This is a genomic window from Actinomyces sp. MRS3W, from assembly GCF_032465695.1.
Classification (GTDB): Bacteria; Actinomycetota; Actinomycetes; order Actinomycetales; family Actinomycetaceae; genus Actinomyces.
Window position 1 is genome coordinate 1 of the sequence record NZ_JAWDJJ010000127.1, and the last position, 11,787, is coordinate 11,787.

At 68.3% G+C, this 11,787-nt stretch carries 11 protein-coding genes; 4 read left to right on the top strand and 7 right to left on the bottom strand.

Annotated elements, in window-relative coordinates:
- From RWX45_RS04380 to RWX45_RS04405, 6 genes are all read right to left on the bottom strand, one after another.
- Positions 1–688, bottom strand: a 688-nt coding sequence (locus tag RWX45_RS04380; RefSeq protein WP_316022555.1) for a hypothetical protein, incomplete at its 3' end; no start/stop codon positions are given.
- Positions 685–1,992, bottom strand: a complete 1,308-nt coding sequence (locus RWX45_RS04385; protein WP_316022556.1) for an EsaB/YukD family protein — start codon at positions 1,990–1,992, stop codon at positions 685–687. The genes RWX45_RS04385 and RWX45_RS04380, both read right to left, overlap by 4 nt.
- On the bottom strand, positions 1,989–2,297 hold the full coding sequence (locus tag RWX45_RS04390; protein WP_316022557.1) for a hypothetical protein: 309 nt from the start codon (positions 2,295–2,297) through the stop codon (positions 1,989–1,991). Before RWX45_RS04390 ends, RWX45_RS04385 begins: the two co-directional genes overlap by 4 nt.
- A gap of 234 nt (positions 2,298–2,531) precedes the next feature.
- On the bottom strand, positions 2,532–3,452 hold the full coding sequence (locus RWX45_RS04395) for a hypothetical protein (RefSeq protein WP_316022558.1): 921 nt from the start codon (positions 3,450–3,452) through the stop codon (positions 2,532–2,534).
- A gap of 1,027 nt (positions 3,453–4,479) precedes the next feature.
- Entirely contained in the window at positions 4,480–5,691 is a 1,212-nt protein-coding gene (locus RWX45_RS04400) for a PTS sugar transporter subunit IIC (RefSeq protein WP_316022559.1), read from the bottom strand.
- A 126-nt stretch (positions 5,692–5,817) separates the two neighbouring features.
- Positions 5,818–6,318 carry a transcription repressor NadR gene (locus tag RWX45_RS04405; protein ID WP_316022560.1) on the bottom strand — a complete coding sequence of 167 codons (501 nt, stop codon included), beginning with the start codon at positions 6,316–6,318 and terminating at the stop codon, positions 5,818–5,820.
- A gap of 647 nt (positions 6,319–6,965) precedes the next feature.
- Here RWX45_RS04405 and nrdH point away from each other — a divergent pair.
- Genes nrdH through nrdE form a run of 3 tightly spaced genes read left to right on the top strand, consistent with a single transcriptional unit; the run spans position 6,966 to position 9,783 of the window.
- Positions 6,966–7,214 carry a glutaredoxin-like protein NrdH gene (nrdH, locus tag RWX45_RS04410; protein ID WP_316022561.1) on the top strand — a complete coding sequence of 83 codons (249 nt, stop codon included), beginning with the start codon at positions 6,966–6,968 and terminating at the stop codon, positions 7,212–7,214.
- Between the two features lie 17 nt (positions 7,215–7,231).
- The gene (gene nrdI / locus RWX45_RS04415) at positions 7,232–7,642 is read left to right on the top strand and encodes a class Ib ribonucleoside-diphosphate reductase assembly flavoprotein NrdI (RefSeq protein WP_316022562.1); all 411 of its coding nucleotides are present in this window, start codon (positions 7,232–7,234) and stop codon (positions 7,640–7,642) included.
- Complete coding sequence (nrdE, locus tag RWX45_RS04420; protein ID WP_316022563.1) at positions 7,627–9,783, top strand: class 1b ribonucleoside-diphosphate reductase subunit alpha; 2,157 nt, start codon at positions 7,627–7,629, stop codon at positions 9,781–9,783. The genes nrdI and nrdE overlap by 16 nt, the downstream gene beginning before the upstream one ends.
- A gap of 59 nt (positions 9,784–9,842) precedes the next feature.
- On the opposite strand, the gene RWX45_RS04425 is transcribed toward nrdE, so the two are convergent.
- Entirely contained in the window at positions 9,843–10,919 is a 1,077-nt protein-coding gene (locus RWX45_RS04425) for a bile acid:sodium symporter family protein (protein ID WP_316022564.1), read from the bottom strand.
- Positions 10,920–11,091: 172 nt separating this feature from the next.
- Between RWX45_RS04425 and RWX45_RS04430 the strand changes: the two genes are divergently transcribed.
- Positions 11,092–11,787, top strand: a 696-nt coding sequence (locus RWX45_RS04430) for an SMP-30/gluconolactonase/LRE family protein (protein WP_316022565.1), incomplete at its 3' end; no start/stop codon positions are given.

Here is an 11,787-nt window from a genome sequence, read left to right on the forward strand (position 1 = left end):
ACGCCGAGCTGACCGAGATCGCCCCGCTGCACCACGCCATCGTGCTGGTGACCCCGGCGCGGGCCCGCTCCACCTCGCGGCGCCGCGCCGGGGTCACCAGCACGATGGCGTGGTGCAGCGGGGCGATCTCGGTCAGCTCGGCGTGGGTCAGCGGGCCGAAGTCGGTCAGGCAGGTGTCGAAGAAGTGCCCGAGTTCGCGCCGCGCCCGGTGCCATGCCGGCGGCAGGCCATGACCTGTAGCCTCCAGCCGGAGGCACGAGGTCAGGCGGTCCGGTCCGCAGCCCGCCGCACTGCGCAGGGCCGGACCGAGCTCCGTCGGCGGCACCGCAGTGGGAAGGGGGTCCTCCAGGGGCCAGGCGCGGGCGAAGGTCAGGCGGTCGGCAGCGGTGTTGGTGCCGGGGGAGGCCGACAGCAGTAGCGCCGGTGCACGCCGGGCGCGGGTCAGCACTCCGGTCAGTTGCATACCCGCGGTGGTGGCCCCGCAGCCCGGCGCGGTGGGGACCACGGCGATACGGCAGGTCAGCGGCAGTGGCTGCACCAGGGTCCGGTGCGTCTGCGCGGCGGTACGGCGCCAGGCGGCCGCACCGGTCAGGACCAGGGCGCCCAGATCGAGCGGGCGGCGCAGGACGTGAAGGTGACCGCCGCCGTCGGGCGCCGTTCTGGAACCATCACGGACGAGCGCGGTCATGCGAACAGTCCCAACAGGTGTGTGAAGAGCCCGTCGAGCCCGCACAGCAGCGGCACGGTGGCGATGGTTGCAGCCGTCTCCACCATGTCACCGAGACGGCGCAGGCGCACGCGGGTCTGATCGGCGCTCTGGTAGAGGGCGGCGGCCGCCAGCACCAGGACGATGACGGCGAGTAGGACGGCGCGCTGTGGCGAAGGCAGCGTTGAGGCGAGAATGAGTGGGGCGGGCAGGCAGGCCAGCCACAGGGAGATGACCTCCGCCCGCAATGGGAATGCGCGTGAGCGCAGCGCTGTGGCAACCACTACGGTCACGGCCAGCCAGCGGCCCCACGGATCGCCCTGCCGCGCCAGGCTCGCCGTCGCCCATGCCAGGGCGGCGGCCGCCACCAGGCAGGAGACCAGCAGCGAGTCGTGGGCGGCGGTCAGGCTGCGGCGTGCCCGGTCGCGCGGTGGCAGCACCCCGGTCAGGGCGGTGTCGTCCAGCCGGGCCGCGCCGGAGACGACCAGCGCGATCCACGGCAGTGAGCCCGCGAGTATCAGCGCGAGTACCGCCAGGAATCCGTAGGCGAGCTTCGAGGTGGGAGACAGCGCGGCGATGAGCATCCAGACGCCCTCAACGCCGAGCCCCACGGCGGCGCCGGCGCTCCAGCCCAGGCGGTCGAAGGCCAAGCCCATGGCGGCAGTCGCCAGCAGGATCAGGGCCAGGGCCGCGAGCGCTCCGTACGCGGTTCCCCCGGTCGCCAGGGCGAGGCACTGCGCCGCCAGCAGTCCCAGCAGCAGGCACCGGCCCAGGACGTCGACGCCCGTCGGGCCGATACCGCTGCGTCGGAGTGCGGCGACGGCGAAGAGCGCCAGTATGACCGCGAGCGCCACCCAGGTGTGCGCCGTCGGCGAGAGCAACTGGCGTTGGGGCCGGGCCGCGAGCGCGGCCAGCACTCCGATGAGGATGCCGGCACCGAGCGGCCGGTCCGTGCGCCGCCACCTGCCCGGATGCGTCTCGGTGAGGTCCGCCATGGCCTCGCTCAGGTCGGATACGCGCGCGGGCGGCGGGATCTCGTCGTCGGCTACTAGGCGCAGGACTTCACCGTCCAGCACTTCCTGGGCGGCCAGGTCCAGCTCGAGATCCACCAGGCGGCCGTCGGCGCGCACCAGGCGCGTCGCCGCCGGGGTGCCGGAGTAACCGGACTGGCCGCCCAGGAGGGACAGCAGCGTCGGCATCTGAGTGCCGACCGGCTCGGTGGAGGGCAGCACCAGTTCGGCCCGCGACCGGTCTGCCACGAGGGTGATGCGGGTATAGGGGATCATTGCTCGGCTTCCTGGGTTGCCAGTGCCGCGGCATCCGTCGGCTGGGGGGACGGGGGCGCTGCGGTGCTGCTGTCGGTGGAGGTGCTTCCGCCCGTGGTTTTGCGGAGCGAGTCCAGGTGCGTGGAGATGTAGCCGTAGCCCACGCAGCCGCTGCACGCCAGGGCCGCGATCACGAGTGAGGCGATCAGCCGCGGCGCCTGGGCCCGGCTCCTTCCCGGCGTGCGGCCGCGTTCCAGGGCGTCGCGCAGGCGTGCGTGATGTACGCGCGCAGAATCGAGGACCGCCTGCTCGTTCTCACGCGGCATGGCGACTCGGGTGGGTTGGCGAAGATGGCGCGCACCGTGGGGAGGTAGAACGCGCGCCAGGGGATGAGGGCCGTGGGGAGCTGGAACGCGAGCCGGGGGTCGCGGGCCGTACGGATGGGATGGTCGGCGCGGATACGGGCCGTGTGGAGCCGGGGCACGCGGGCGTGGGAATCCGGGCTGGGCCTTGGCGCTCGCCCTTGGGGGCGGCGTCGGCGGACCGTGATGTTGCAGCCATCATCCGGCCATCCTTTCCAGTTCCTGCCTCGCTCTGTCTTCCAGGGTGGCCAAGCGCTCGCGCTCTCGTTCCCGTTCCTGTGCTCTCTCCTTGGCGCGCAGGGATTTGCGTGTCACTGGAGGCGTACTGGCCGGAGACGTGCCGGTCGCCGATGTACTGACCGGAGGCGCACTGGCCGGAAGCGCTGCGGCTGGAGACACTACGGTCGGCGGCGCGGTGACAGGCGTCGTATCGGTGGATGGCTCGGCGCTGGGGGCGGCGGGGGTTGCTGCAGTGGTCGTGAGCATCGGCGTGATGACAGACGTGTCTAGCGCGGGGCCTGGTGGCGGAGGCGGCGCAGGTGCGGTCGCCAGGGGAGCGGTGGTCGTGGGCGCAACCGGCGGAACCGTGGGCGGCAATGGCGTCGTCTGCGCCATTGCCTGGACTGTTGTTTGTGCTGGCGTCTGCACCATTGTCTGTGCCGGAATTTGTAGTGCGGGCTGCGTGTCTTTCTGCGCCGTGGGCTGCTGCATTGAGGCGGCGAGCTCATCAAGCTCGTCCAAGGTCCCCTGAGTGGGATTCATGCCGTGTCGGACGTCAAGCACTGTCGCGCCGGCGGCTGAGCCGAGAAACGTGAGCGCCGCGAGGGAGCGGCCGGTGCCGGTGGGCAACCCCGCCTCCGTATCCACGGTGAGCACTCCGAGCAGCAGGCCGCCGATGGCGCGGCCGAACAGGCAATGTGCAATGAGCTGACCCGCGAGGAATCCGAGGGAGACGAGTACCAGCAGGAGCCTGAGTAGGGCGGGACCTGGCAGCAATAGCCCGAGTGTCAACGGCAGCAGTACGACGAGCGCGTCGATTGCCAGGCTCGCAGCCACGATCTGACGTGAGGCGGCGCGGCATCCTGCGGGGAGTTCCTGCGCCGTCGGGTGCGAGGTCATGAAGAGCTTCCTTCGCCGGGGGAGGGGACGCGGCGGGATGGTTGCCCGTCGGCATCCAGGGATAGTCTCGTTTGTGTCACGAGTATCGCATGGATGTGGGGCTGCCTGGCGTGTGGCATTGCACGTATTCGTGGAAGTGGCTGGAACAGCACGCCGGTTCGTGTATGCGGGTCTTCGTCTCGGCGCTTGCCGGGGTGGCTGAGCTGGCTCAGGGCCGGGCTCGAGGTCTGGCGTGGAGTCGGGCGCGGTCGGCGGTGGCCCTTGCCCTCCTCACGGCTACTTAGGTGCGTCGTCGGCTCGCGGTGATGCAAGTGCGTCATTGCGGGCCAGGACGGGGCCGGTGAGGTTGTCGTCGATGGGCGCGGCTGGACTTTGGTGCCTCAACCCGTGGTGGTCTCGTGGGCCGCCGTATAGTCCTGCCTGCGCGTTCAGGGGCCTGCCCCTGGCGTGGTGAACACGTGTTTGTGCCGAAGACACGAGTTTTGGAGTTTTGCACGGTCTCAACACCTGCATATCTCCAGAACTCGTGTTCGCGACGCAAACTCGTGTTCGTGGCGGTTACGCGTGCGCCCTGCGGTTACTCGGGTGTGGCGCTGGGCTTGCATGCGTCGTCGAGCCTGACCGTCGCCTGTCCGTCCGGATGCCCTCGACTGCACGCAGTTGAGACTCCACCCAGGGTCATGGCCGTGGCGCGACCCTCGGTATGTCCGAGGCCTTTCTCCACCGCCTGGGTCATGCTCTCTGGGATGAGACCGCACCCGAGCAGTCGGTCATGGCCAGCACCAGATCAACACCGCACCAAGAGGCTCGACCCCACCGCACCGCAACGATCGGAGCCACCCGTGGCCCGGGATCCGGGCTGCTGCCGCGGTGGGGTTGGGCCGGTGATGCGGTCCTTCGGTTCCCCGGAATGTGGGCCGGCGCTGGGGCACTGCGGTGCGCTCGTGGTCGGTGCTCGGGCCCCTCAAGGCCCCGGCAAGTGGTGTGGGCCGAGCCATTTGCCCGGCGGCGTCGGCGCTCGAGCTCCTCAAGCCCGGGCCAGTGCCATGTCCCCGGGTTTGATCCAGCCTCGGGCGCGCATGAACTCGCTGATGGCAAGCGTGAGCAGGGCCGGCGCGATGAACTGGAACAGCACGATCATGAGCGCCAGGCGGCCGGCCTCCATGGAGCCACTCATGGTCTGCCAGGTCATGAGCTGCCCGACCAGCCCGGCCGAGCCCATGCCCGAGCCCACCGCATTGGATTCCATGTGCACCACGACCGTCGCTACCGGCCCGAGCACAGCCGATGCGAGCGTGGGCGGAATCCAGATGAGCGGGCGGCGCAGAATATTCGGCATCTGCAGCATGGAGGTGCCCAACCCCTGCGCGAGCAGCCCGGACCAGCGGTTCTCCCGGAAGGACGCGACGGCGAAACCCACCATCTGGGTGGTGCAGCCGATCGTCGCGGCACCCGCCGCGATGCCCGACAGCCCCAGGATCACGCCGAGCGCGGCCGAGGAGATTGGCAGGGTGAGCACCATCCCCATAATGACGGCGACGATCACCCCCATGAGCAGTGGTTGGCGCTCGGTGCCCCAATTGACGAGGTGTCCCAGCGCCGTCATCGCCGAGGAAATGGGCGGGCCGACGATCAGCCCGGCACCGCCACCCACCACGATGGTGGTCAGCGGCGTGAGGAGAATGTCTACCGGCGTCCTCCCGGAGACGAGCTGCCCCACCTCAATGGCCGTGCAAGCGGCGACGAAGGCGCCCAGCGGCTCACCGGGTCCGCGCAGAAGCAAGGCGGTGCCGACGTCGTCGGTCATCAACGCGCTGCCGGACAGGAGCCCGGAGGCCTGCGCCCCGATCTGCCCGACGACGGCAGCGGAGATGACGACGAAGGTATCCGCCTTGAGACGACGGGCCGTGCCCAGGCCGATGCCGGCGCCGGTGATGGAAGAGGCCACCCGTCCCATGAGCACGATGAAGTCGCCCACCGTCCCCGGGATGAAGGCTCCGATCTGGGTGAGGATCGTGCCGATGATGAGGGTGGCGAACAGACCGTGCGCCATGCCGGTCAGCCCCTCGATGAAGAACCGGTTGCCGAAGGCGCGCAGATGCGCGGACAAGCCGGGCGGGGTGCTCGCGGAGCCGGTTGCGGCGCGGCCCGGGGAAGCTTCGGCGGGGGAGGCCGGTGAGCCGGGAGGAGTGGGTGCGTGGGTGGCGGAGGACGCGGCGGATACTGAGGATGTAGACACGGGGACCTCGCATGGACGGCGGGCGGCCATGACGTGTGATTCCACGGCGCACCCGAGGTGTCAAGACACCTAGCACAATAGTCGGAGGCGGCTGGGTGTCATGACACTAGCGGCGTGAACTGCCTCTCAGCGCAGGATGTCGAGCTCGGCCAGGCGTGAGGCGATGGCGTCCAACTGCTCCTCGGTGTCGGCCTCAATCGTGTGCGCGTGCCAGCCATTGGTCAGCTCGGACAGAGTGGAGGACTCGGTCATGCGCTCGAGGAAGAGGTCGAGGTCGGCATGGTCGTGAATGAGCAGGTCTACGGTGATCTGGCCGTAGAGGCGGTGCTCAATGATCGTGTCCAGGGCGGTGCCGCCGGCGTCGATGATCGCGGAGAGTTCCGTGGCAATCTGCTCGCGTCCGTGCTGGACGTGGAAGACGCGCCGCGGCCGCGAACTCGGGCGGGCCAGGAGGTAGCCGCGGTTGGTGGCGCGAATGGCGTGCCCCGCGGCGCGCAGGAGCGCAACGTCGCCGACGACGATTTGCCGGGAGACGCCGAGTTGCTCGCCCAGCCACGCCGCAGCCAGCGGGGTGGTCGAGGCTTCGAGTCGGGTCAATATCTCCTGTCGGCGCGCGGTTGCGTCCATGGTGTGACGGGCTCCTCTCGGTGCGGCACGGCCTCGTGGCGGGAACCAACTCCTGGGAACGTAGCACGATCGGCGCAGGGGTGGAATGGAATTGGGTGGCAGATGCGGGGTGACCTGGGCGGATGCGGGGGGTCGGGGCTCTGCCGGGCGGTATCGACGCGACACGCCCGGCGGTGGGCAATGAGGAGGGGATTTTGTGCGCCTTCGTCCCCAGGGTGGGGATGGTTCGCGGTCGGCTGAGGGAGCGGGCCTGTGGGTTGCGGGCGGTTAAGGGTGAGGAATTCGTGTCGTACCCCCGCGAGACCATGGATACGCCGGTTCGCGGGTGCTCGCCGGGTGCTTGCGCCGTCGTCTGCGCCGGGCGGCGTCGCGGGGTGGGCGCGGTGGCTCCACAGCCGTCTCCACAGTGATCGTGGGCCTGTCCACAGATCGGAGGTGATCTATGCACAACGACACGCCAGACACATCATCTTGGGGTGGTGGCGCACTTCCACCCCTAGGGGTAGTGTTTTGTTCAGCAGGGGGCGCTTGCCCTCCCGAGAACTACATGCGTGTGATTACAGCCGGGTAGGTTTCCCTCGCGGGGAGCTGCCGGGGGTGTGCACGTACCCGAACTAGCAACCACTTACTGCCAGGAAGTGACAGACATGGCGATCACCGTCTACTCCAAGCCCAACTGCGTCCAGTGCTCCGCGACCTACCGCGCCCTGGACAAGGCCGGCCTGTCTTACGAGACGGTTGACATCACCCTTGACGCTGAGGCGCTCGAGCAGGTTCGTTCCCTCGGCTACGCGCAGGCGCCGGTGGTCATGGCCGGTGGTGACCACTGGTCCGGTTTCCGTCCGGACAAGATCAAGGCTCTCTCCGTCTCCGCCGCCGAGGCTGCCGCTATCTGAACGGGGCGGGGTCCTAAGTGAGTGACCGCCCCCTCCTCGTCTACTTCTCCTCCACCTCGGAGAACACCCGCCGCTTCGTTGACCGGCTCGGTTTCCCCAGCGCGCGCATCCCGTTGCGCCCCAAGGACGAGCCACTGAACGTCACCGAGGAGTACATCCTCGTGGTGCCCACCTACGGCGGCGGCGCCATCAAGGGAGCCGTACCCAAGCAGGTCATCAAGTTCCTCAATGACCCGCACAATCGGTCGTTGTGCCGGGGCGTCATCGCCTCGGGCAACACCAACTTCGGCGAGGCCTACGGCATCGCCGGTGACATCATCGCCAGCAAGCTGAAGGTGCCGTTCCTCTACCGGTATGAGCTGCTCGGCACCCCGACCGACGTCGAACGCGTCAAAGAAGGATTGGACAAGTTTTGGCAGACACGCTGACGGACCCCGCGATCACGACCGTGCCGGCTCCGGACCTCGACTACCACGCCCTCAACGCCAAGCTGAACCTGTACGACGCGAACGGCATGATTCAGTTCGACGCTGACCGCGAGGCCACGCGCCAGTACTTCCTCCAGCACGTCAACGACAACACCGTCTCCTTCCCCAGCCTGGAGGAGAAGCTGGAGTACCTGGTGCGGGAGGGCTACTACGAGCAGCGGGTTCTGGATCGCTACAGCCCTGAGTTCGTCAAGTCCGCCTTCAAGGCCGCCTACGCGCACGACTACCGCTTCGAAACCTTCCTGGGCGCCTTCAAGTACTACACCTCCTACACGCTCAAGACCTTCGACGGCAAGCGCTACCTGGAGCGCTTCGAGGACCGCGTCACCATGGTCGCGCTCGCGCTGGGCGACGGCGATGAATCGCTCGCGCTCGACCTCATCGAGGAGATGATGTCCGGCCGCTTCCAGCCGGCCACCCCCACCTTCCTCAACGAGGGCAAGGCGCAGCGCGGCGAGCCCGTCTCCTGCTTCCTCGTGCGCATCGAGGACAACATGGAGTCCATCTCCCGCGGCATTAACTCCGCCCTGCAGCTATCTAAGCGCGGCGGCGGCGTCGCCCTGCTGCTGAGCAACCTGCGGGAGATGGGCGCCCCCATCAAGCGCATCGAGAACCAGTCCAGCGGCGTCATCCCGGTCATGAAGCTGCTGGAGGACTCCTTCTCCTACGCCAACCAGCTGGGAGCCCGGCAGGGTGCGGGGGCCGTGTACCTGCACGCCCACCACCCGGACATCATGCGGTTCCTGGACACCAAGCGAGAGAACGCGGATGAGAAGATCCGTATCAAAACCCTCTCGCTCGGCGTCGTCATCCCGGACATCACCTTCGAACTGGCCCGCAACAACGAGGACATGTACCTGTTCAGCCCCTACGACGTCGAGCGCGTTTACGGGCTGCCCTTCGCGGACATCAACGTCACCGAGAAGTACCGCGAGCTGGTGGCGGACGACCGCATCCGCAAGGACAAAATCAACGCCCGCCAGTTCTTCCAGACGCTTGCCGAGATCCAGTTCGAGTCCGGCTACCCCTACGTCATGTTCGAGGACACGGTCAACCGCGCCAACCCCATCAAGGGCAAGGTGGTCATGTCCAACCTCTGCTCGGAGATCCTGCAGGTGTCCGAACCGAGCGTGCTCAATGAGGACCTGTCCTACGCGCACGTCGGCAAGGACATTTCCTGCAACCTCGGCTCACTCAACATCGCCAAGACCATGGACTCCCCGGACTTCGCGCGCACCATCCGCACCGCCGTGCGCGGACTGACGGCGGTCTCCGACCAAACGGAGCTGGAATCCGTCCCCTCGATCAACCGTGGCAACCACGAGTCCCACGCCATCGGTCTGGGGCAGATGAACCTGCACGGCTTCCTCGCCCGTGAGCGCATTTTCTACGGCAGCGAGGAGGGCCTGGACTTCACCAACGTCTACTTCGCCTCCGTGCTCTTCGCGGCCCTGACCGCCTCGCATGAACTGGCCGTGGAGCGTGGCGAGACCTTCGTCGGCTTCGAGGACTCCAAGTACGCCACCGGCGAGTTCTTCGACAAGTACCTCACCCAGGACTTCCTCCCGGTGACGCCGCGGGTGCGGGAGATCTTCGAGGCGTCGTCGGTGCACGTGCCCACGCGCGCCGACTGGGCCGACCTGGCGGAGAAGATTAAGCGGGACGGCATCTACAACCGCAACCTGCAGGCGGTGCCGCCCACCGGCTCGATCTCCTACATCAACCACTCGACCTCCTCGATCCACCCGATCGTCGCCAAGATCGAGATCCGCAAGGAGGGCAAGATCGGCCGCGTCTACTACCCTGCGCCCTACATGACCAACGACAACCTGGAGTACTACCAGGACGCCTACGAGATCGGTCCCGAGAAGATCATCGACACCTACGCCGCTGCCACCCAGCACGTGGACCAGGGCCTGAGCCTCACGCTGTTCTTCCCGGACACAGCCACCACGCGCGACGTCAACCGGGCGCAGATCTACGCCTGGCGCAAGGGCATCAAGTCGCTGTACTACATCCGTCTGCGCCAGGCGGCACTCACCGGCACCGAGGTCGAGGGCTGCGTGTCCTGCATGCTGTGACGCTCTAGCCGGCCGTGCGGCCCCGGGACCCGGCGGTAACAACCGGGCGCCTCACGGCCCTAGGCGTCGACGGCGGCGCGCTCGCGCAGCTGACGGATGGTGGCCCGCGGGTCCTCGCCGTCGGGGAAGCCGCGCAGACGCCAGTACATGGCGAGCATGGAGCCGGTGATGGTGTGCCAGAAGGTCGCCACCGCGCAAGGTGCGGCCACCGCGGCGCTGAGGTAGGTGGCCGCGAGCGTCGAGCCGAGGCCCGCGTTCTGCAGCCCCGCCTCGATGGAGATGGTGCGTCGGTCGCGGCGGGACACGCCCATGACGCGTGCCACCGCGTAGCCCAGTGCGTATCCGACCGCGTTCTCCACGGCGATGGCCACGAACATGAGCAGGCCGGCGGTGGCGATAAGCGCCTGGCTGCGCGAGACCACGGCGGCGACAACGCCGGCGATGGCAATGACGGACACCCACGGCATGACGGGCTGAATGCGCGCCACCTGCCGGTGGGCGAACATATTGAGGATCAGCCCGGTGCCCACCGGCAACAGCACGATTTGGACGATGGACAATGCCATCGACCCCGCCGGCACCTCCATGTAGGTTCCGGCCAGCCACAGGGTGAGCAGCGGCGTGACGACGGGGGCGAGCATGGTGGAGAAGGCGGTCATGGATACGCTCAGGGCCGTGTTGCCCTTGGCCAGGAAGCTGCACACGTTTGAGGTGGTTCCGCCCGGGACGCATCCGATGAGGATGATGCCGACCTTGAGCTCGTCGGGCAGCGGGATGAGCTGCGCGACCGTCCAACCCACCAGCGGCATGATGGAGAACTGCGCGAGTACGCCGACGATGACCGGCACCGGGTGGCGCGCGATCATGGTGAAGTCCGGGACGGACAGGGTCATACCCATACCGAGCATGGTGATCGCCAGCAGCAGCGTCATGTGACTGGCCAGCGGCACGAAGGTGGTGGGGAAGAAGAATGCGCCGAGGAAGGCGGCGAACATGATGAGAGGGAAAATGGTCACCGCGATGCGTGCGCTGCGCTCCTGCCGCTGCTCGGCCACCGCATCCGCCGCCGGGACGGAGTCAGTGGGAGTCGGTGCGGCTTCGGGCTGCGGATCGGCATCAGTCGTTGAGGGGGTCATGAGATCCTCGGATCGCGAAGTGGGGACGGGGTTTGCCCGCAGGCTAAGCCCGCGGCGACGACGACGCGGCCTCAGTCCAACCGGTGGACGATCCGTGCGCCCGCCGCACATGCCTGCCCTACGCGCCCGTCGTACTCACCCGTCGCCCAGCCACTCCCGGTAGCCTGCACTTATGAAGGCGCAGCGCATCACCGACTCCATCGCCTACCACGCCGAAGGCCCCTGCTGGTGGGAGGCCACCGACCACCTCCGGTTCGTCGATATGCTCGCCGGCGCCGTCGTCGAGCTGGATGACAACGCACCCGGCGGGCACCGGCGCCTGCCCGTGGGCTCCGCCGTCGCCTCGGTCATTCGGCCGCGGGTGGGCGGCGGCGCAATCGTCGCCACCGAGCGGGGTATTTCTCTGGGCCGCCGCGACGACCTGAGCGACCTCAGCCCGGCGGCCGAGCTATTCACCGACCCGGAGGTGCGCACGAACGAGGGCGGCTGCGACCCCGACGGCCGCTTCTGGATCGGCACCATGCCGTATGCCAAGACGCCCGGTGGCGCCAACATGTACCGCTGGGACGGGCCTGGCGCGCAGCCGATGCGCGCGTGGGGCGGCGCCACCATTTGCAACGGGCTGGGATTCTCGCCCGACGGGACCGTCGCCTACTGGATCGACACCCCCACCGGGGTGGTCACGCTTATGGACTACGACCCGGCCCGCGGGCTGGTCGATCCGCGCCCCTTCGTGTCCATTGACCCCGACGAGGGACATCCCGACGGACTGTGCGTGGACGCCGAGGGCGGGGTGTGGACGGCGCTCAACGGCGGGGCGGCCGTGCGCCGTTACTCGGCCGACGGCGTGCTGGACGCGGTCGTGGAG

Bases quoted from the DNA above. Each gene is read 5' to 3' on its own strand.
- RWX45_RS04385 (WP_316022556.1), bottom strand. From the start codon at position 1,992: ATGATCCCCTATACCCGCATCACCCTCGTGGCAGACCGGTCGCGGGCC.
- RWX45_RS04390 (WP_316022557.1), bottom strand. From the start codon at position 2,297: ATGCCGCGTGAGAACGAGCAGGCGGTCCTCGATTCTGCGCGCGTACAT.
- RWX45_RS04395 (WP_316022558.1), bottom strand. From the start codon at position 3,452: ATGACCTCGCACCCGACGGCGCAGGAACTCCCCGCAGGATGCCGCGCC.
- nrdH (WP_316022561.1), top strand. From the start codon at position 6,966: ATGGCGATCACCGTCTACTCCAAGCCCAACTGCGTCCAGTGCTCCGCG.
- RWX45_RS04425 (WP_316022564.1), bottom strand. From the start codon at position 10,919: ATGACCCCCTCAACGACTGATGCCGATCCGCAGCCCGAAGCCGCACCG.
- RWX45_RS04405 (WP_316022560.1), bottom strand. From the start codon at position 6,318: ATGGACGCAACCGCGCGCCGACAGGAGATATTGACCCGACTCGAAGCC.